Source organism: Rhizobium lentis (assembly GCF_014200175.1).
GTDB classification, from domain to species: Bacteria; Pseudomonadota; Alphaproteobacteria; order Rhizobiales; family Rhizobiaceae; genus Rhizobium; species Rhizobium mulingense.
Map to the genome: position 1 here is coordinate 303959 of NZ_JACHBD010000005.1, position 20885 is coordinate 324843.

At 62.2% G+C, this 20885-nt stretch carries 12 protein-coding genes and 1 pseudogene; 4 read left to right on the forward strand and 9 right to left on the reverse strand.

Annotated features, from left to right (window positions below; genetic code table 11):
• The first annotated feature begins 3 nt into the window (after positions 1–3).
• From GGI60_RS14480 to GGI60_RS14495, 4 genes are all read left to right on the forward strand, one after another.
• Entirely contained in the window at positions 4–1752 is a 1749-nt protein-coding gene (locus GGI60_RS14480; RefSeq protein WP_183916818.1) for a glycerol-3-phosphate dehydrogenase/oxidase, read from the forward strand.
• Positions 1725–2567 carry a class I fructose-bisphosphate aldolase gene (locus GGI60_RS14485; protein WP_183916820.1) on the forward strand — a complete coding sequence of 281 codons (843 nt, stop codon included), beginning with the start codon at positions 1725–1727 and terminating at the stop codon, positions 2565–2567. Before GGI60_RS14480 ends, GGI60_RS14485 begins: the two co-directional genes overlap by 28 nt.
• Before the next feature lie 86 nt (positions 2568–2653).
• Complete coding sequence (locus GGI60_RS14490; RefSeq protein WP_183916822.1) at positions 2654–4183, forward strand: FGGY-family carbohydrate kinase; 1530 nt, start codon at positions 2654–2656, stop codon at positions 4181–4183.
• Between the two features lie 2 nt (positions 4184–4185).
• Positions 4186–5805: a GMC family oxidoreductase gene (locus GGI60_RS14495; protein ID WP_210314471.1), complete on the forward strand. Its 1620-nt coding sequence runs from the start codon at positions 4186–4188 to the stop codon at positions 5803–5805.
• A gap of 323 nt (positions 5806–6128) precedes the next feature.
• On the opposite strand, the pseudogene GGI60_RS14500 reads toward GGI60_RS14495, so the two are convergent.
• The 9 genes and pseudogenes from GGI60_RS14500 to GGI60_RS14540 all read right to left on the reverse strand — a co-directional run bounded on the left by GGI60_RS14500 (position 6129) and on the right by GGI60_RS14540 (position 20799).
• Positions 6129–6541: pseudogene (locus GGI60_RS14500) on the reverse strand (hypothetical protein).
• Positions 6541–6807 carry a type II toxin-antitoxin system prevent-host-death family antitoxin gene (locus GGI60_RS14505; protein WP_183916826.1) on the reverse strand — a complete coding sequence of 89 codons (267 nt, stop codon included), beginning with the start codon at positions 6805–6807 and terminating at the stop codon, positions 6541–6543. The pseudogene GGI60_RS14500 and the gene GGI60_RS14505 overlap by 1 nt, the downstream one beginning before the upstream one ends.
• 805 nt (positions 6808–7612) lie before the next feature.
• A complete protein-coding gene (locus GGI60_RS14510; RefSeq protein ID WP_183917021.1) occupies positions 7613–8404 on the reverse strand; it encodes a DUF6030 family protein in 792 nt (263 codons plus the stop codon).
• Positions 8405–8830: 426 nt separating this feature from the next.
• Positions 8831–10270, reverse strand: a complete 1440-nt coding sequence (locus GGI60_RS14515) for an HlyD family type I secretion periplasmic adaptor subunit (RefSeq protein ID WP_183916828.1) — start codon at positions 10268–10270, stop codon at positions 8831–8833.
• A complete protein-coding gene (locus GGI60_RS14520; RefSeq protein ID WP_183916830.1) occupies positions 10267–12411 on the reverse strand; it encodes a peptidase domain-containing ABC transporter in 2145 nt (714 codons plus the stop codon). The genes GGI60_RS14515 and GGI60_RS14520 overlap by 4 nt, the downstream gene beginning before the upstream one ends.
• A gap of 45 nt (positions 12412–12456) precedes the next feature.
• Complete coding sequence (locus tag GGI60_RS14525) at positions 12457–12765, reverse strand: hypothetical protein (RefSeq protein ID WP_040112893.1); 309 nt, start codon at positions 12763–12765, stop codon at positions 12457–12459.
• A 69-nt stretch (positions 12766–12834) separates the two neighbouring features.
• Positions 12835–14067, reverse strand: coding sequence for a GTP-binding protein (locus tag GGI60_RS14530; RefSeq protein WP_183916832.1), 1233 nt, complete (start codon positions 14065–14067; stop codon positions 12835–12837).
• Between the two features lie 49 nt (positions 14068–14116).
• Positions 14117–19405, reverse strand: coding sequence for a DUF4082 domain-containing protein (locus tag GGI60_RS14535; protein WP_183916834.1), 5289 nt, complete (start codon positions 19403–19405; stop codon positions 14117–14119).
• A gap of 209 nt (positions 19406–19614) precedes the next feature.
• Positions 19615–20799 carry a GTP-binding protein gene (locus GGI60_RS14540; RefSeq protein WP_183916837.1) on the reverse strand — a complete coding sequence of 395 codons (1185 nt, stop codon included), beginning with the start codon at positions 20797–20799 and terminating at the stop codon, positions 19615–19617.
• Positions 20800–20885: the final 86 nt, after the last annotated feature.

The window sequence follows — 20885 nt, forward strand, 5'->3', positions numbered from 1 at the left end:
ATCATGAACCGTGTGGAAACAATGGACGGGCTTCGCCAAAGCCCGAAGGTGGACGTTTGCGTCCTCGGCGGCGGTATCAACGGGCTTAGCGCCTTCCGCGAGCTGGCACTGCAAGGCATGAACGTGCTGCTCGTTGAGCAGGGCGACTATTGCTCCGGTGCCAGTGCCGCCCTCTCGCGCATGGTCCATGGCGGTCTGCGCTATCTGGAGAATGGCGAATTCAGCCTCGTGCAGGAATCGCTCGTCGAGCGCGACCGGCTGCTGCGCAATGCTCCCCATTATGTCGCGCCGTTGCCGACGACGGTTCCTGTTTTCGACGTCTTCTCCGGCCTTGCCAACGGCATCGTGCGCTTCCTCGGTCTCACCCGGCGTCCGAGCCGCCGCGGTGCCGTGGCCATCAAGACCGGCCTTGCCATCTACGATTTCCTGACGCGCAAACGCGCGCTGATGCCCCGCCACCAGTTTCGCGGGCGCCGGGCGACGCTGGCAAAATGGCCGGCGCTCAATCCTGGGATCCGCGGTTCCGCCACCTATTACGACGCCTGGGTGAGCCATCCGGAGCGCATCGGAATCGAATTGCTGCGCGACGGCCTGTCTGCCGGTCCAAATGCCCGGGCCTTGAACTATGCGACGATCGAGCAGGCCGGGGCGGGGGACTTCCTGCTGCGCGACGGCATCGCGGGGGAGACGTTTCGCATCCAGCCGAGGCTGGTTGTCAACGCGACCGGGGGCTGGATCGACATCGCCAATGGATCGCTTTTTCCCGAGGGCGCGCGGCCTGCCCCGCTGATGGGCGGCACCAAGGGGTCGCATCTCATCATCGACAATCCCGCGCTTCACGACATGCTCGACGGGCACATGATCTATTACGAGAACGAGGACGGGCGCATCTGCATCCTCTTCCCCTATCTCGGCAAGGTGCTGGTCGGCTCGACGGACATTCGCGTCGATGACCCCGGCACTGTGCGCTGCGAGCGCGACGAGCGAGACTACATCCTGCAGTCGCTTGCCTTCGTGCTGCCCGGCATTCGCATCCGGCCGGAAGAGGTCGTTTTCCAGTTCGCCGGCGTGCGCCCGCTGCCGGCCAGCAAGGACAGTTTTACCGGACGGATCCCGCGGGATCATTTCTGCACCGTGATCGAAAGCCATGATGGCGGCCCGCCCGTTCTCTGCATGATCGGCGGCAAGTGGACGACGTTCCGCTCCTTCGGTGAACTGGCGGCCGACATGGCGCTGGAACGGCTCGGCCGAGCTCGGCGCATCGATACGTCGGAGAGGACATTCGGCGGCGGACGTGCCTTCCCCAAAGATGGCGGCGGCTGGGTTCGTGATCTTGCGGCCTCGACGGGCATCTCCATCGATCGCGCTGCAATCCTCTTCGAACGCTATGGGACCGATGCGGAGGATGTCGCGGGCTTCATCGCGGCAGGTCCCGACGATCCTCTGCCGCATGCCGGCTACAGCCTTCGCGAAATCCAGTATCTGATCGGCGCCGAAGCCGTCGAGCATCTCGACGATCTGCTGCTGCGCCGCACGACGATCGCAATTTCCGGCGAGCTCTCACTCGACATGGCTGACGCCGTGCTCGACCTGCTGGCCGTCGAAAGAGGCTGGTCGGCTGAGCGCGCCGCCGAAGAGCGCATCCGCTTTCTCACCATCATGCGCGAGCGCCACGGCGTCGCCAAAGCAACCCTTTCCGCAAGGAACGAACGGAGGAGTGAATTATGCGAGACAACCGTAAGGTCCGGATGAACCGGCTGTTCGGCAACGGCCGTTGCCTTGATGTGGCAATCGATCACGGCGTCTGCAACGAACCGTCCTTTCTCGACGGGCTGGAGAACATGCCGGCCGTCGTCAAGGCGCTGGTCGATGCGAGACCGGATGCGATCCAGATGAATTACGGCCAAGCCGACCTTCTGCAGGATCTGTCCGGCAAGGACAAGCCGGCGCTCGTCATGCGCATCGATATGGGAAATCCTTATAACCGCGTCCGTCACCGCGACATGTGGGCGGTGTTGCAAAACGAAGCGGAGCCGCTGGTCGGCGCCTTGCAGATGGATGCCGCCTGCGTGGTGGTCAACCTGTTCATGCTGCCGGATGAGCCCGATCTGTTTCGCCAGTGCGTGCAGAATATTTCGCGAGTCCGGGCGGACTGCGAGAAATACGGCATGCCGCTGATGATCGAACCGCTCGTGATGCAGCCGGTCACCGAGCGCGGCGGCTACATGGTCGATGGTGATGCCGACAAGATCGTCACTTTGACGCGGCTTGCGCGCGAAATGGGCGCCGATATCGTCAAGGCCGATCCGACGACGAATGCGGAGGATTTCCACCGCGTGGTAGAAGCGGCACGATGCCCGGTGCTGGTGCGCGGCGGCGGCAAGGAGGATCTCGCCGCTGTCTTCGCCAAATCCGCGGCCTTGATGCAGCAGGGTGCGATGGGCATGGTCTATGGCCGCAACATCTACCAGCATGCCAATCCGAGCGCCGTCGTGCGCGGGCTGATGGCAATCATCCACCAGGATGCTAGCGGTGAAGAAGCCGTTGCGATCTATCGTCAAGGCTGAGGTGCTGGAGCAATTCCCGGAAAAGCGTGAAGCGGTTTATCTTTGGAATTGCATGAGCAATGACAGAACCTTGGGAGGGGTTCGGAATGGAAGAATATCTGTTGGGGCTCGACGCCGGCAACACTGTCATCAAGGCGGTGATCTTCGACCGTACCGGCCGGGAAGTGGCCTATGCGGGAGAGGAGGGGCATAGCCGCATGCCATGTCCCGGCCATGTCGAGCGGGATCTCGGTGAGCTTTGGGCTAACGCCAAACGCGTCATCCGCACTTGCCTCGACCGGGCAGGCATTGCTGCGGCTGATATCGCCGCAATCGGCTGCGCCGGTCACGGCAATGGGCTGTATGCGCTGGATCGAAATGGCGAACCCTTCCTCGGCATCCAGTCGCTCGATACGCGGGCGACCGGGCTCGTCGAGGAATGGGCGGCCGAGGCTGTCGGCGATCGCACCTATCCGATCGCCCGCCAACGGCCCTGGCCCTCGCAGACACCGACGCTGCTCGCCTGGCTGAAACGTCATCGACCGGAGATTTTCCAGCGCATCGGCACGGTGTTCTGCTCCAAGGATTTCGTCGTCAACCGGCTGACCGGCGAGCGTGTCAGCGAAATGTCGGATATGTCAGGGGCAGGGCTGCTCGATCTCGCCGCCCGCCGTTATGACCGCACGCTGATGGAAGCTTACGGCCTTGGTGACTGCATGGACCTGCTGCCGCGGCTGATCGAAAGCGCCGACATCGCCGGCAAGGTGACGGAAGAGGTGGCGGCAGAGACCGGCCTTGCCGCCGGCACGCCGGTTGTTGCAGGGCTCTTCGACGTCGTCGCCTCGGCCCTCGGCTCGGGCGTCTCGCGCACCGGCAGCGCCTCGATCATCGCCGGCACCTGGAGCATCAACCAGGTCATCTTCGACGGGCCTGATCTCGGCGGACCCGTCTTCATGTCCTCGACCTTCGATCGCGCGCGCTACATGGCGATGGAAAACAGCGCCACGTCGGCCGCCAATCTCGAATGGCTGGTGCGGGAATTCTTCGACGGTGAGCATGCCGAGGGCATCTCGCCCTTCGACGCCTGCTGCGCACTAGCGGCGGAAATCCAGCCGGCTGCCGACGATCCGCTCTATCATCCCTATCTCTACGGCGCCCAGCAGGACGGCCATGCGCGGGCCGGCTTCTACGGCATTGCCGGTTGGCACACCAAGGGACACCTGATCCGCGCCCTCCTCGAAGGTGTTGCCTTCGGCCACCGCCGACACGTCGAGACGCTCCGCGGGGCGGGGGCAACCTTCGACCAGGCGGTGCTGTCGGGCGGCGGATCGCGCAGTCGCCTCTGGCCGCAGATCTTTGCCGATGTGCTCGGCGTGCCGATTTCGGTCGCCAAGTCTAAGGAGACAGGAGCTCTCGGTGCGGCGATTGCGGCAGGTACCGGAGTGGGCTTGTTTGCCGATTTCACGGAAGGCGCGGATGCCATGGTACGTATCGACCGGCACTATCGGCCGAATGCCGCGCTCGCCGCGCATTACGACCGGCGCTACGCGCTCTACAGTGACATAGCGGAAGCCATGGCCCCGCTCTGGCGGCGGCTTTCGGCAGCCGAATCTACGGCGACGGGAGCTGCGGCGTGACGATGCAAGGCAATGAAACGCTGATGGACGAGGGAAGCTACGATTTCATCATCGTCGGCGCCGGCTCCGCCGGCTGTGTTCTGGCAAACAGGCTCTCGGCCGATCCGAAGAATCGCGTGCTGCTGCTCGAGGCCGGAGGCACGGACCGCTATCACTGGGTCCATGTGCCGATCGGCTATCTTTACTGCATGGGCAATCCGCGCACCGACTGGATGATGAAGACGGCCGCCGAGGCCGGCCTCAATGGCCGCGCGCTGAACTATCCGCGCGGAAAACTTCTCGGCGGCTGTTCGTCGATCAACGGCATGATCTACATGCGCGGCCAGGCGGCCGATTATGACGGATGGCGGCAGGCCGGAAACGTCGGCTGGGGCTGGGACGACGTTCTGCCCTATTTCCTGAAGTCGGAAGATAATTACCGCGGCAAATCCGCCATGCATGGCGCCGGTGGTGAATGGCGCGTCGAGCGCCAGCGCCTTTCCTGGCCGATCCTCGACGCCTTCCGCGATGCGGCGGAAGAACTCGGCATCCCGAAAACCGACGATTTCAATGACGGCGACAATGAAGGCTCTGGCTATTTCGAGGTCAACCAGAAGGGCGGCCTGCGCTGGAACACGACGAAAGCCTTCCTGCGGCCGGCGATGAAGCGCGGGAATCTCCGCGTCCTGACGGGCGCCGAGACCGAACGGCTGGAGTTCGACGGCAAGACCGTTGCCGGGGTGCACTTCCGCCTCGGCGGCCGGCTTTGCATTGCCCGCGCATCCCGAGAGGTCGTGCTGTCGGCGGGCGCCATCAACTCGCCGAAGATCCTGGAATTGTCCGGCATCGGCCGACCGGAGGTTCTTTCGGCGCTTGACCTGCCGGTTCGCCACGCGCTGCCGGGCGTCGGCGAAAACCTTCAGGATCACCTGCAGATCCGCACGGTCTTCAAGATCGACGGCGCGCGCACGCTGAACCAGCTTTATCACAACCTCTTCAGCCGCGCCGGCATGGGGCTGCAATATGCCGTCAACCGGTCCGGCCCGCTTTCGATGGCGCCAAGCCAGCTCGGCATCTTCGCCAAAAGCGATCCGGCGGTTGCGACCGCGGACCTCGAATATCACGTCCAGCCGCTCAGCACCGACCGGCTCGGCGAGCCGTTGCACCGCTATCCCGCGGTCACGGTTTCCGTCTGCAATCTCCGGCCGGAAAGCCGTGGCACGGTGCATGTCACGACAGGTGACGCCAGCCAGCCGCCGGAAATCCGCCCGAACTATCTTTCGACCGCCGGCGACCGGCTGCTTGCGGCAAAATCCATCCGTCACGCCCGCAGCCTCATGCGGACCAGGGCCATCTCCCGTTTCAACCCGCAGGAAATGCTGCCGGGCCGGGAATATGAGAGCGACGACGATCTGATCCGCCGCGCCGGCGACATCGCCACGACGATCTTCCATCCCGTCGGCACCTGCAAGATGGGTAGCGATCCGATGGCGGTGGTGGACACGCGGCTGCGCGTGCACGGCGTGGCGAAGCTCCGGGTCGTCGATGCCTCGATCATGCCGACGATCGTTTCCGGCAATACGAATTCGCCGGTGATCATGATTGCGGAGAAGGCGGCGGAAGCCATCATCAAAGGCGATTAGAGAGGACCATGCCTCGCGCAACCAACCGGCCGTCGCGTCGCTCGATGCCCGCCAGACTGGCTCTGATTGAAATCTCGGTGGCGTTGGCTTAGGCGCGACGAGCATTGTCCCAGCCGTTTCGCATTCGCCCCCGCAATCGAGTTCCATAATAGAACTTACGCCAGATTCGCCTGCAGCCGGGCACGTTCTAGCCAGCGTCCGCACGAGATCACCCTCAATGCTCAAAGACGATCATCATCGTTTGGACGCGGCGGCCGCGGCAAACTGCTTCGTCAAATCCATTTCATGACGATCAATATGCCGCCACACTCTTGCCGTGGCGGTCAGCGGAACCGGTTGACTTCGGTGGCCGACTTGCGGCGGCTGATGAATTCGCGCAGCAACGGCAGGAAGAAAGACTTGCTGAAGCGGCCTGTCGGCGGCTCGGGCTCGAGATAGAATGAATTGCCGATGGTGTCGGTGTTGAACTCATCGAAGATGATCCAAAGCCTGCGATCGGCATCAAGGCCGGCGCGGCGCCTTTCGATCGCAGGCACCTCTATAGTAAACCGCGATGCCTCCGGCTGTTTCGTGGTAATGGGAAAGAACAGGACCAGATCACCGTCCGGCCGCGGCATTCTCACGCCCAGGCGACCGGCCGCTCCTTGCGTCCTTCCGTCTCTCCACGCTCAGCCTCCCGCGCCCACAGGTAAGGATAGCGTATGACGCTTGCGGTCTGGATCAGGTCGTAGCTCACTACCGACCTGCCTCATCCTCGCCGGCATCGGTCTCGACGGCGTTCTCGAATTCAACGAAGAGTTCATCCGACATGGTTTCGATGGTGCCGGTGGATCGGCGGTCGGATTGCTTCATCAGCCGCTCGTAGTCTTCGATGTTGAGGAGGACGAGGCGCGGCTTGTTGCGCTGGGTGATTGTGACCGGATGACGAAGCGCCTCGGCGATAATGTCGCCGGATTTCCGGGAGAGATCACTGGTAGAATAGGAACCGCTTGACCTGGGCATAGGCGTCCTCCTTCGCTGTATTTGGTGTTATATACAGCATTTGCAATAATGCTGTATATAGTTGAGGCTGCCTTTATTACAATGATTGAGCTCTCTGTGCCAACATGGTCGAAAACTAAGCTGCCCGGTCTGAGGGGGTTCCGACCCCCGGGATGGACTAGTCCCGCCGCGCCATCATCACCTGAGATCGAAGGTATCTCGCGGCTACGTCGGCTTCAAGAACCAGGCTTGGCGAAAGGGCGCGCAGACCCATCTTGCGCGCGATGTCGTCGCCTTTGAACCTCAGCCCAATAGGTCGCTTTCCTGGAGGCTGCGCTTGGTTCGTCGGTTCGGCCCGAGCAGGTCGCACTTTCCGATAGCGCTGGCGTTGCAACGATTGCGGATCCCCAGTGATCGGCTTATCGGTCGAAGAAATCTCCGTTCCGACCCGGCCCCTGGATAGCTATCAGTTCGAGGCTCTCGGCTTCACCAAGATCGACCTTTAAGGCCACGAGCTAAAAGTATTCAAAGGTGCGGAGGCCACATTGAGCCGAGACCTTCCCAACCTGCTTATCGAGGCGGAAAACCGACATCGACCCAATGCTGTCGGCAGTGTGATCGACTATCTCACACCGTTTGGCTATTCGCTATATTGCCTGAAAGATCGAAAATTGCGTTCCCTGTCGTCCGAGAAGGTTCGGAAGAGCTCTTCCGGAAGGTCCTATATGTACGTTTTTTCTATCCGTGCCGACCTGTAATGCGTCATTCGTGGCCCTCCCCTGCACGGTCATAGCAACTCCCGCAGGTCACCCCTCCGGCTACGCCGTCAATTTGCGCAATTGGCTGACGTGGACGTCCTCCAGCGATCCGTGAGGATCACGTTCCCCGAAACGTTGCGGCGATCGGTTCCGGTTAGCCAGCGCTCCGGCGAAAAATACGTCTTGGTCCTCACCTGCGAAGCTGAAGTCGCCTTGAGACCAAGAACAAAATCAAAATTGCTTCCGCCGTCGGCTTCGCGCATGAAACTGAGGTAGGCGCCGAATCGCTCTTCTTCGACATTTCGAAGGTTTTGGATCGACATAAGACTATCCTCGAAATCGCGCCAGCACGCTTGCTTCACAATGATCTCGAACATGCGCAGAATAGCCGGGGCGAGACGCCCCTCATCGTCTGTCGTCGGCCCGATGATCCTGGCGCGGATCTCAACAATATCGCCCATTTCATTTCCACGCACCTTGAGGAAGGTGGAACTGAGGGGACGCGCCTCGTCGCGTTCATAGATGCGCTGAAAATAACATTCATAATTGCGATTGCGCATCGATGCCGCTTTCCATTCGCTCATTTCGATACCGGCCTCTCGAAGAGCAGCGCAAATGCTCGACCCCGAGACACGCCATATCCGTAGAAACTGACCCGCCAGCTCCGGTTTCGGGACCTCGATCAGCTGCGGCGATATGGGCATCGGCCGGAGGGGAGATGCAGCCTCATCGTCACGGCGGGCGACGATTTCCGATGATGGGGCAGCCTTATTGAGAGATCGATCTTCAATTGGCCCAGCCGGACCGTCGAGGCGGTCGCTTCCACCGAAAAAAACGACGACCCCGGCTGCAAGCAACATGCAGATCAAAAGCACTGGCCAAAGCAGGCAGCGGGGGACGTTCCGCAATGGGAAATTCCAGTGTGAACGTGAGCCGCCGCCAGGAGGATCGACGTCTGATGACACCTTATACACGGCGCGGCCTCACAAACGAACTGGGAGCCGGTGCGTGTTCGAAGTCGAGCGACCTCGATTCTTTTTGCGACCACCCGGGCTTGGATCTGTCAGCCCCGGCTCGCAGCTCCTGGGGAGGTGAGCAACGCATCTGAAAAACCGTACAGTCTGTTCGACTCACCGTCGACACAGCGAGTGTGAGGTTGTGCGCGTATAGCGTCAAGCGGCGATCGACTTCACGAACATGCAGGCGGGCAAACCGCAGACGATGAGACCCGATACCTGCCTCAAAACTCACTCGGAACTGTGCTTTCAGCCAACCAGTCCGTCAGCCTATGGTTCACGTATTGCGTTGTCGAGTCCCCGCAGCAACGGATACAGGAAGTATGAGATCACCGTGCGATTGCCGACCTTGATTTCCGTCGAAACGGTCATGCCCGGAAGCAGCCGCACCGGCACATCTGCGGCATTCAGCCGGGTATCTGCAAGCAGGATCCGCGCCTTGAAGAAAGGGGCGGCCGGCTGGCCGGGGGTGGCTGTCTGCTCTTGTTGGCCGGTTAGAAAGGTGTCCTGGCTGATGGTTCTCACTTCGCCGGAGGCGGTGCCATATTTCTGGAACGGATAGGCGTCGAGTTTGACGCGTGCCTCCTTGCCGACGGCCACGCGGCCGATGTCGCGGGTGTTGATCGACACTTCGGCTTCAAGCGGTACGTTGATCGGCACCAGCGTGACGACCGGTTCGGCCTCCCGCACCACCGAACCGACCGAGCGTTGCGCCAGATCGAGCACGACGGCATCGGCGGGTGCCGTCAGCGCCACCATGTTGCGGCGCAGCTCCAGTTTCTTCAGCTCTTCACCCGCCATGTCGCGCTGGCTGCGCAGGTCCGCCAACTGCTCCATCGCGGCGCGGCGGAAATCCTCGATAAAGGCCTGACGGTCGGCGAGCAGCTTGGCATAGGTGTGAGCCGCCTCGTCGGCCTTGCCGCGCACTGCAGTGATATCGGCCTCGACATCAAGGCGGGCGTCGCGCGAGCCGAGCATGGTGAGCAGCGAGCCGCTTTCCGTGTCATAGAGCTTCTTTCGTGTCGCCTCGATCTGCGAGAGATTGTCACGCCGGTCGTTCAGCACGGACTCCTGGTTGCGGTTTGCCTTAAGGACGGAGGACTGGCCGGCGATCTGCTGCTCGAAATTCTGCAGCTGCGCCGTGTAGAAGGCACGCCGCTGGCCGAACAACTGCACCTGCAACTGCTCGTCCGGCGTATTGCCGGCGATCTTTGAATAGTCCTCGCCGGTCAGCTCGGTCTCAAGCCGCTTCACCTGGGCGTCGAGGGCGGAAAACTTCGTCTTCAGCTGCCCGACATCGGCTTGGCTGAAGGTGGCGTCGAGCGTCGCCAGCGTCTGGCCGGCACGCACCACCTCGCCGGCCTTCACGTCAATCGTGCGGATGATCGAGGTTTCGAGCGGCTGGACGACGATGGTCGGCTGAGTGGTGACGAGCTTGCCGGGCGCAATCACCACCTCGTCGATTGACGAGACCGAGGCCCAGGTGATCGCTGCGGCAAGCAGCGCCGTGACGCAGTAGAGCGTCATGCGGGCAACGCGCGGCGGCGCGCGCTCTTCCAGCTCGACGGCGTCGGACTGAAATTCCGCAATCGCCGGCGGCAGTGGTGGGCGGGCGGTGAGCTCCCTGCCCTTGTCCGGCCCCTTGGCCGATGGGCCATTGTTCGAGCGTACGGGCAGGTTCTCGCTGGACTTTTTGACATGCGCGTTCATGCGACCTGCCTCATCTGCTGTGCCCAGAGGTGACGGTAGGTCATGCAGCGAGACACGAGCTGATCGTGTCGGCCGATATCGGCGACCTTGCCGCGATCGATCACGAGAATGGCATCGGCGTCGACGAGCGTCGAAAGCCGGTGCGAGACAATGATGACGGTGCGGCCGGCGGCGATGCGGCTGAGATTCTCGCGGATGATCGCCTCGCTATCGGGGTCGAGCGCGCTCGTCGCCTCGTCGAAGATCAGCAGCTTCGGATCGGTGATCAGCGCGCGGGCAATCGCCAGGCGCTGCTTTTGGCCGCCGGAGAGGTTGGCGGCATTTTCCTCCAGCATCGTGTCGAAGCCGCGCGGCAGCCGTTCGATGAATTCTTCGGCGCCGGCGATGCGGGCGACCTCCATGATCTCCTCGATGCTGGCATCGGGCTTGGCGGCGGCGATATTGTCGCGCACCGAGCCGCGGAACAGGAAATTGTCCTGCAGCACAACGCCGATGCTGGTTCTCAGATGCACAAGGTCGATCTCGCGACTGTCATATCCGTCCATGCGCACAAGCCCTTCCTGGCTCTGATAGAGACCCTGGATGAGCCGGGTGATCGTCGTCTTGCCCGAGCCGCTCTTGCCGACCACGCCGAAGACGCAGCCTGCCGGAATGGCGAAAGAAACATTGTCGAGCGCCGGCGCGGTGTCGGGAGCGTAGCGGAAGGTAACCCTGTCGAATGCGATGTGGCCCCGCAGATGCGGCCGAACACCGCGTCCGCGGCCCGCCTGCTCCGGCCGCTGGTTCATGATCTCCCCAAGCATGCGCACGGAAAGCGCCACTTCCTGATATTCATGCACCATGGTGACGATCTGGACGAGCGGTCCGGAGACCCGGCCGGCGAGCATGTTGAAGGCAACCAGTGCGCCGATGGTCATCGCGCCATTGAAGACATCGAGCGCTCCGAGGCCGATGATCGCGACACTCATCAGCTTCTCCAGCAGTCCGGTCATCGCCTGGGCGATGGTCGAGATCTTCTCGACGCGGAAACGCACCGAGATCGACTGGGCCGAATAATCGTCCCATACCTTGCGCTGGCGCGGTTCCAGCGCCAGCGATTTGACGGTGCGCATGCCGTGCACGGTTTCCACCAATAGGGCCTGCCGGTCGCCTTCTGCCTGATAGAGCGCCTGCAGGCGGCGCTGGAATGGCCCGACGAGCAGCATTACCACCAGGCCGACAAGCGCTGCGAAGCCGAGCACCACGAGCGTCAGCTTGACGCTGTAGAGAAGTAGGATCGGTACGAAGACGAAGAGGGACACGCCGTCGAGAAGCGTCAGGAACAGCCGGCCCGTCAGGAATTCGCGGATGCGCCCCGTCTGCTGCATGTGCTTGACGAGAACGCCGGCCGAAGCCTGTTCGAAGAGCGCGATCGGCAGGTTCAGCAGATGGCCGAAGGTGCGGGTCGCGACGCGGATGTCGATCCTGTTGGTGGCGTAGAGCAGCAGATAGCGCCGCAGGAAGGTGAACGTCGCGTCGAAGACGAGCGCAATCGCAATGCCTGCCGTCAGAACCGTCAGTGTCGCATAGCTCTGATGCACGAGCACCTTGTCGATGACGAGCTGGAAGAAAATCGGGGTCATCAGCCCCAGGCCGTAAAGCACGAAGGCCGCGAGCGCGACATCGCGGAAGAAGCTGCGCTGCTTGATGATTTCGGGAACGAACCAGCGGAAGCCGAAGGGCCGGTCCTCATCGGACATGCGATAATTGCGCTTCAGCAGGATCACCGATCCGAGCCAGGCCTTGGCGAATTGCTCTTCGCTGAGCATCATCGCTTCGGCGCGTGAGGCGAGCGGGTCGAGAACGCGAATTCTCTCCTCCTCACCGCTCCCGACAGCGTCGGCGATAACCACCCAATTGCCGTTCGCCAGTTCCGCGAGCACCGGAAAGGCCTCGCGGAGCTGAAACAGCGATCGCCAGTCGAGCGTCAGATGCCGGGCCCTGAGGCCCGCATCCTTGGCCATGCGCAGCAGCTGCCGCACGGCAACGGGATCGTTGCCGACGGCATAATCGTGCTGCAGGCGCTCAGGAGCAAGATCGACGCCGTGATGTCGCGCGACGAGCGCCAGACAATGCAGGTTGGTATGCAGAAAACCACTCATGGCCCACCCGAAACCCAATACGAAACCGAGGCGAAATCTGTTTTATCAGTTGAAGTTCGGCGAAGCGTTCGAAGCGCCGGCCGGCCCCGATTGAATATCGGCAGCCGCCGCAGCCGACATATCGCCAACGCGACGAACTGCACCCGCTTCGACCAACCCACCGAGCGCCTTCTGCATCAGATCGACCGCATTGGCGAAGGCATCGACAGGCATGATGATGCGCTGGCGGAAGACCGGTTTCGGGTTGTTGTTGGCATCACGATCGGTAGCCGAAAGCGACATCAGGTCGATGCGCACGATCGTTCCGGTAATGGTGATTTCGCCGATGCCGTCTGCGTAAAGTTCGTTGCTCATTGTTCTCTCCTCTGGTTGATAATCAAAACGTCTTCACCTGAAGGCGCGCCTTACGTCCATGAGGACGCTCTAACTGTTTGAATGTGCATGCACATGCCCGTGCGGCCAGGCAGGAAACGGGTCCCGGAGGCCGACAGCCGTCTGAGGGTCGAAGCCTGTCTCCTCACCGGTCAGGCAGTCGTCGAGTGCCGTCCTGATTGCTCCTTCGTCGAAGCCGGCGCCGATGAAGACAAGTTCCTGGCGGCGGTCGCCCCAGACCTCGTCCCAATGCCGGTCGATGAGCTGGCGGAACTGCGGAAAGCGTGGCCACTGCACCTTCGGCACCGAGGCCCACCAGAAACCTCTGGTATCGATGCGGCACTGCGTGCCGGCAATCGAGAGAAGGCCGATCTCATCCGGCCTCGTGGCCAGCCAAAAATGCCCCTTCGCACGGATGAGCCCCGACCATTTCCTGCCGAGGAAACCCTGCAGCTTCGAAGGATCAAACGGCCGGCGGCTGCGATAGACGAAGCTTCTGATGCCATATTCCTCGGTCTCCGGCACATGGTCGCCCCAACCGAAGAGTTCCTTGTGCCAGAGCGGATGGCGGGCGGCCTTCGCCTCGCTGAAGAGACCGGTATTCAGGATCGTGCCGAGCGGCACCTGGCCGAAGACTGCTTCGATCATCTCAGCATCCGGATTAAGGGCCGCGACGACCCGGCGCACCTCGGCAAGGTCGGCGCACGGCACGTCGCCTGCCTTATTGATGATGACAACGTCGGAAAATTCGATCTGCTCGACGAGCAGTTCCACGAGCTTGCGCTCATCGTCCCCGTCACGCCGTTCGCCACGGTCGGCAAGGAACTCGGCACTCTGGTAATCGGCAAGCAGATTGACCGCATCGACGACGCAGACCATCGTGTCCAGTCGGGCGACGTCGCAAAGGGCTGCCCCGCTTTCGTCGCGGAAGGAGAACGTGGCTGCGACCGGCAGCGGCTCGGCAATGCCGGTGCCCTCGATCAGCAGATAATCGAAACGGCCGGCAGCTGCCAATCGCCGCACCTCGCTCAGGAGATCGTCGCGCAGAGTGCAGCAGATGCACCCGTTGGTGAGCTCTACCAGCGTCTCGTCCGTGCGCGACAGATCCGCGCCGCCCTCCCGTACGAGATCCGCATCGATGTTGACTTCGCTCATATCGTTGACGATGACAGCAACCCGACGACCCTCCCGATTGCTCAGGACATGATTGAGGACAGTCGTCTTCCCGGCGCCGAGAAACCCGGCGAGAACCGTAACCGGCAATCTGATATCTGTACGCATCATCGATACTCTCACACTTTACGGCATGCTTGGTCTTGCATCCGCGTGGGCGTTACGCCGCGAGCTGCGGTTTGAATGCCACGTCCACGTAGTAGTTCGTGCTGTTGTAGCTGGCGGTCGGGAACAGCCCGCCCGATCCATAGGCATAGACGCCGTTATTGCCGCCGGGCGCCTTCAGGTCCCCATTCGTCACATCGCTGGCAAAATAATTGCCGGTCGCCGAGTAATTGCCGTTGCTCGAGTAGGAAACGACGTAGGTCGTATCCGCCTGGATGGCGATCTGCTGGGTGAGCTGCGCAGTCTGCCAGCCGCTCGCCGTCTCGTTGTTGAAGGTGACGCTGCCGAGCAGCGTGCCGGAGGCCGTCCATAGATAGCCATCATGCGGGCCGGTATTTTCGGCCCCCTTGTAGAAGCGGATGCCGGTGATCCAACCCGCGGTATCGGCCTGGAATTTCATACCGAGATTGATCTGCTGGTTGTCGTTAGCGTTGACGATCGCAGGCGTCGCATCGGCGGCAAAGAGGTTCTGCTCCGGCCCAGCCGACTGGCTGCCGTTGACGGTGAGCGCAACCTGCGCCGAGGCCGTGCCGCCCTTGCCGTCCGAAATCGCGTAGCTGAAGCTTGCCGGCCCTGAGTAGCCTGCCGTTGGCGTAAATGTCACCGTCTGGGCCTGGGCATCGTAGGAGACAGTGCCGTTGACCGCGCCGCTGACGCCGGTAACGACAAGCGGATCGCCATCGCCATCGCTATCGTTTGCCAGGAGTGCCGAGGCCTGAATGGTGATCGGCGTGCCGGTACTGGTCGAGAAGCCGCTGTCATTGCCGGCGACCGGAACCGCATTCTGCCCGCTGCCCTGCCGATAGAGCACGTCGATCCAGTAATTGCTCGCATTATAGGAAGCGGTCGGAAACAGGCTGCTCGTGCCATAGGCATAAAGGCCGTTGCCGCCGCTCGTCGCACTCGACGGCGCCGTCAGCGCGCCGTTCGAATAATCTGTCGTGAAGTAGTTCGCCGTTGCGGAATAGAAACCGTTCGAATGGTAGCTCGCCACATAGGTGGTGCCGGCCGTCACGTTGATCGGCTGGGTGAAGGAAACCGTCTGCCAGCCGCTCGCCGTCTCGTTGATGAAGGTCGCCTGGGCCAGCAGCTGGCCGTTCGCAGTCCACAGCGAGCCGACATGCGTGCCGGTATCCTGGGCGCTTCTGTAGTAGGTGAGCCCGGTGATCTGGCCGTTCGCAGAGGCGATGAACTTGACGCCGAGTTCGACCGAGTTGGCGTCGTTGGCGGCGGCAATCGCCGACGTGTCGGCGTCGGTGAACAGGCTCGACGTCGCGCCCCCGGCCGGCGGCGTGTCGACGGTGAGGCTGACCGTGGCCGATGCCGTGCCGCCAAACCCGTCTGAAACCGTATAGGAGAAGCTCGCCGCACCGGTATAACCCGCCGTTGGCGTGAATATGACCGTCTTGGTCTGGCTGTTGAAGCTCACCGTTCCGTGGACCGCACCATTGACGCCGGTAATGCTGAGCAGGTCGCCATCACCATCGGTATCGTTTGCAAGCAGGCTGGCTGCGGCAATCGACAACGCCGTGCTGGAATAAGTCGTGTAGCCATTGTCATTGGCCGCGACCGGCAGCACGTTGCTCGTTTGGTTATAAATGACATCCACCCAGTAGTTCGAAGACTGGTAGCTGGAGGTCGGGAAACCGGAGCCGTCGGCAAAGACGCCGTTACTGCCGGCAAGCGCCGTCAGCGAACCATTGCTATGGGCTGATGTGAAATAGTTTGCCGTTGCCACGTAGGAGCCGGTCGTGTGGTAGGAGGCGACATAGGTCGTGCCGGCCAGGATATGCACCGGGTTCGAGAATGTCGCGGTCTGCCAGCCGCTCAGCGATCCGCTGTCGGCGAACGCGACGGTCGCGACCAGCGTGCCGTCAGCCGTCCACAGCGAGCCGGTATGCGGACCGGTATCGCCGGCCGCCCTGTAGAAGCGGACGCCGGTCACCATCCCGCTCGAGGAAGCGGAGAACCGCATGCCGAGTTCCAGCGACTGGCCCTCGTTATAGCTTGCGCCCATCGGTCCTTCGCTTGGCTTGAACAGCGTCTCCCCTGAAGGGCCGGGGTCGACGATAAGGCTGACACTGCCCTGATCCGTGCCGCCGCGCCCGTCCGACAGCGTATAGGTGAAGCTTGCCGGCCCCGAATAATTATTGGTTGGCGTGAAGGTGATGGTGCCGTTCTGCTTGTTGAGCGTCACCGTGCCGTTGACAGCGTTGCCGACGGCCGAAATCGTCATCGCATCGCCATTGGGATCCGTATCGTTTCCGATGAGCGAGGTGATCGAGAGGACGACGCTGTCGTTGCGGGTGAGCGTCAGCCCCGTATCGTCGGTCGCAACCGGCGCACCGTTAGGCCCGGCATCGAAGACCACGTCGACCCAGTAGTTGGTGCCGGTGCCAGGGCTCTGGCCGGGGAATGTGCCGGCATTGTCGCCATAGGCATAGACGCCGCCGCCATCGACGGCCTTCAACGCGCCGCTGGCATAGGCGCTGCCGAAATAATTCTGGGTGGCGGAGTAGTATCCATTCGTGTGATAGGAGGCTACGTAGGTCGTGCCGGCGGCAATCTGGATCGGCGAGGAGAACATCACCGTCTGCCAGCCGGAGAGCGACTCGCCGACCGAGACACCCGTTGCCAGCAGCGTTCCGTCGGCTCTCCAGAGGCTGACGGCATGGTCGCCGATATTGTAGAAGCCCTTATAGAAGCGGATACCCTCGACATAGCCTGCCGTCGTCGCCTGGAAGCGCAGGCCGAGTTCGACGGAATCGCGATCGATCGCCGTTTCGACGGCGGGCTTGTCGGCCAGCGTCCACAGGCCCTGCGTGCCCGGCAAGTTGACGGTGACCTGCTTGCCGGCCGCTGGCGCCTCCATGTTGACGCTGTCGTCGACGGCGCGCGACATGATCGTATAGGTGCCGCTCGCCTGCACGACCCAGTTATAGCTCCAGCTCTCGCGGCCGGTGGCCTTGAACCAGTGCTGCCCGCCGTCGGTGGAGATTTCGACGCCGGCGATGATGCCGCCGCCGAAATCCTGCGCCGTGCCCGTGATCGTCACATGCTGGCCTTCGAGGAAGCTTGCGCCGACGATCGGCGAGCTGATCGTCGAGGTGGGCTTCAGCGTGTCGGTCGATTGTGTCGCCAGGATCAGGCTCGCATCCAGCGTCGTCGGCTGGATCCCCATGTCGGCGAACATGTTGACCATTGCCTGCTGCACGTTGCGATCGGTCGATGTCGTCGGACCCTGGTGGTTGTCGCTCAGGCCCCACGACCAGAAGACGGTGCCGGCGCCGAAGACCAGCGCGCCACTTGCCGCCCGGTACATGGTCAGACTATGGGTCGCCACCGCATCGCCGACCGTGGTGCCGTAGTCGCGCAGGTAGGTGCTCACGGAGACCGTCGACAGTGACAGGTTGATCAGTCCATCGGGACGAAATCCGTTCTCGACATCGGAATCCCATTCATAGCCGAGCAGGTTCTGCACGAGATTGTAGGTATCGCCCTCCTGCAACTCCGAAACGTCGGTGTTGCGCCAGAAGCGCAGATTCGAATAGTCGTAGGGGATGGAGATCGTATCCTGGCGGTAGCTGTCCACCTGGAACATCGTTCCCGTCAGCGAATTCTCCGGCTCCTGCCCCGGATCGGCATAACGCGGGTCGCGCCAGGTGCCGGTGCCGACATTGCTCGGATCCGTGCTCGTGCCCCATGTTTCCTTGTAGCAGACCATGGTGCGATAGGCCTGGCCGCTGCCGTCGATGCTGCTTTCCCAGCGCACCTTCCAGTAGCATTCGTTGCCGCTCCAGAAGGCGAGGTTGACGCCGGCGTCGCGTGCGGCCTCGACATTGGCGCGCTGTTCGGCCGACCAGTATTCGTCATGCCCGACGGAAAGATAGGCATCGTGGTTGAGTAGCAAGCTGCCGCTGCGCGCGGCATCGACGCCTGAAATATAGGACACGTCGTAGCCGTTCTGCTCCAGCCAGGAGATGGCGGAGGATTCGGCGCCGAAGATGTAATCATGCGAGCCGCCGATCGGGCTCGTAGTGGTGATGATCGGCCTGTTGTAGCTGACTGCCGAGGCGCGGCCGATGGCCTGCAGGCCGCAGCTGCAGTTCGGCGGCAGGTAGCCGATCATGTTGGCCGGATCGACGGGCACTTCGCCGTAGTAGAGGCTGGCGCCACCCCAGGCATTATAGGCCTGCCAGGTCGTGTCCGACGTCTGGAAGACGATGTTGCTGGTCGAGGCGTCGTCGCGCACGACGAAGGGGATGATACTGGCATCCTCGGTGCCATCCTCGCGCACGAGTTTGGCGAAATAAACGCCGGAGACCGCGTCCGTTGGAATCTGCCAGCTCGCTGAAACCGACCAGTTGCCGCAGTCGATAAGGCCGAGCGACATGTCGACAATCGGATGCGGCTGGATCTGCGCCGTGGTCAGCTGCTGCTCGATCGAGTCGACCTTGCGCGCGCCAAGCCCGCCATAATAACCCATACGGTAGATATCGATGCGGTAGTGGGTGGAGTCTGTGGCAATCTTGAAATCGACTGTCTGACCGATATTCGTGCTGATTTCGGTGGCAAAACCCTGGATGGTGCCGTTGCCGTCGCCCTCCAGGCCCCATTCGCTGATCGGGTTGCCCTGCTTCAGGTTTTCCAGCGCGATCTTGTTGGGCGTCGCCACTGCCGAAGGCACCGCCGCCGGTCCCGACAATGCTGCCGGGGCCGCTGTAGTCTCGGCAGACGAGTCCTGGTTCGGCGCGACCGAGAGGGATGCAGCCGAGGTTTGAAGGCGTAGCGAAGCCGTGGCGACACTGCTGGAAGAAGGAACAGGTGCTGCCGTTTCGGCGCTGCCGGTATCGCTGGTAGTACCCGTCAGCGCGGGAGCAGCAGGCAGCGTCGCAGCCTCCTCGTACGGATCCGGGCCGAGCACGGTGCGCTCGGATGTCGGGGGGGACGTGTCGAAGACCGCGGAAGCCGACGCCGTCTTCGTCGATGTGGCCTGCGTGCCGCCATCGGCCGCAGGCGCCGGCGACGATTGAGGGGACGATTGCATGTCACCTGATGATATCAGGGAAGATGTGACCGTGCCGGTGAAGGAGGACTGGACGGTTGCGCTCTCCTGACTGGCAAAACCCGAGGATCCGTCAGTGCTCGTCGAAGACACGACCATCGCGGATCCAAGGGTTGCCCCCCAGGCAGGGGGCGCACGCCAGATACTCAACGCTCCACCAAATATACTCAAATACTCACGATTACTAACATGAATTCTCCGCATCAGCGGCGTCCCCATCCCGTCGATCGATACTACAAGACTTCATCCTGCCAGCTTTCGTAAGGGAACGGACGACAGCAATCTTGGGTATATGGGTGGTACCCCCATACGTCGATATGATGACCCTCACCCGCACCCGGCGGATAAGGCCCCAAAGCCGCCTACGCAGCTGGCCGCGCTGGTTGGTCGGGCCGGTTAACTCGAGCGCTGTCGTTCGCCGCCCCGTGCTACCAGGCCGGAAACGGATCTTCGAGGGCGGCCCAGTCGCGCGGATCGGCGCTGGCAAGGCATCCGTCCAGCGCGGTCCGTACAGCTGTCTCGTCCATGCCCACGCCGATAAAAACCAGCTCCTGCCGGCGGTCGCCCCAGGCGCTGTCCCATCGGCTCTGCAGCTGTCGATGAAACTGCTGGTGGTTGGGCCAGTCCTGCCGGGGCACGGCTGCCCACCAGAGCCCCATGGGTTCGCAGCGCCGCTGGATCCCGGCAGCCGACATCAGGCCCACATGACGCGGGCGCGTGGCAAGCCAGAAATGGCCCTTGGCGCGCAGCACTCCCGGCCAGGGCTCGTCGAGGAATGCCCGAAACCGCGTCGGATCGAAGGGACGCCGGGTTCGATAAACAAAACTCGAGACCCCGTATTCCTCCGTCTCCGGAACATGCTCATCCGGGCTGTACAATTCCTTGTGCCACAGCGGATGCGCCGCGGCCTTTTCTTCGTCGAAGAGGCCTGTATTCAGAACAGTTTCGAGAGAAATCCTGCCGAAATCCGTCTCCACCTGGAGCGCGTCCGGATTGAGCGCAGCCACTGTCTTGCGGACATCCGCTCGGATCTCCTCGGTCGCCTCCGAGATCTTGTTGATCACGACGACATCGGCAAACTCGATCTGGTCCACCAGGAGGTCGATCAGTGTGCGCCGGTCCTCACCGTCCCGCTGCTGGCCGCGGTCGGCAAGCAGATCGCCGCAGCTGTAATTGGCCAAAAGGCTTGCAGCGTCAACGACGGTGACCATCGTGTCGAGTCTGGCAAAATCGGAGAGCGAAACGCCGTACTCGTCGCGGAAGGAAAAGGTCGCCGCGATGGGACGTGGCTCGGCAATGCCCGTTCCTTCGATCAGCAGATAATCGTATCGCCCCTCTTCGGCCAGTCGTCGCACTTCCGTCAAAAGGTCGTTGCGCAGGGTACAGCAGATGCAGCCATTGCTGAGCTCGATCAATGTCTCCGTCGTATACGAGAGGTTGCAGCCACTGTCGCGAATGAGGCTGGCGTCTATATTCACTTCGCTCATATCATTGACGATGACGGCGACCCGCAGGCCTTGACGGTTGTTCAGCACGTGACTGAGGAGCGTCGTCTTGCCGGCGCCGAGGAAGCCGGCCAGCACGGTCACCGGGAGTCGCTCGACCTTGTTCATCGGTGTCCCTTGAAGGGGAGCGGAGGCAACGCCCCTCGTTGCGACCTGCGTTTGCGTCCTATTAGCCTCATTCGAAATCGATCCCT

Bases quoted from the DNA above. Each gene is read 5' to 3' on its own strand.
- GGI60_RS14480 (WP_183916818.1), top strand. From the start codon at position 4: ATGAACCGTGTGGAAACAATGGACGGGCTTCGCCAAAGCCCGAAGGTG.
- GGI60_RS14540 (WP_183916837.1), bottom strand. From the start codon at position 20,799: ATGAACAAGGTCGAGCGACTCCCGGTGACCGTGCTGGCCGGCTTCCTC.
- GGI60_RS14530 (WP_183916832.1), bottom strand. From the start codon at position 14,067: ATGATGCGTACAGATATCAGATTGCCGGTTACGGTTCTCGCCGGGTTT.
- GGI60_RS14535 (WP_183916834.1), bottom strand. From the start codon at position 19,405: ATGGGGACGCCGCTGATGCGGAGAATTCATGTTAGTAATCGTGAGTAT.
- GGI60_RS14495 (WP_210314471.1), top strand. From the start codon at position 4,186: ATGCAAGGCAATGAAACGCTGATGGACGAGGGAAGCTACGATTTCATC.
- GGI60_RS14485 (WP_183916820.1), top strand. From the start codon at position 1,725: ATGCGAGACAACCGTAAGGTCCGGATGAACCGGCTGTTCGGCAACGGC.
- GGI60_RS14520 (WP_183916830.1), bottom strand. From the start codon at position 12,411: ATGAGTGGTTTTCTGCATACCAACCTGCATTGTCTGGCGCTCGTCGCG.
- GGI60_RS14505 (WP_183916826.1), bottom strand. From the start codon at position 6,807: ATGCCCAGGTCAAGCGGTTCCTATTCTACCAGTGATCTCTCCCGGAAA.
- GGI60_RS14510 (WP_183917021.1), bottom strand. From the start codon at position 8,404: ATGTTGCTTGCAGCCGGGGTCGTCGTTTTTTTCGGTGGAAGCGACCGC.
- GGI60_RS14515 (WP_183916828.1), bottom strand. From the start codon at position 10,270: ATGAACGCGCATGTCAAAAAGTCCAGCGAGAACCTGCCCGTACGCTCG.
- GGI60_RS14490 (WP_183916822.1), top strand. From the start codon at position 2,654: ATGGAAGAATATCTGTTGGGGCTCGACGCCGGCAACACTGTCATCAAG.
- GGI60_RS14525 (WP_040112893.1), bottom strand. From the start codon at position 12,765: ATGAGCAACGAACTTTACGCAGACGGCATCGGCGAAATCACCATTACC.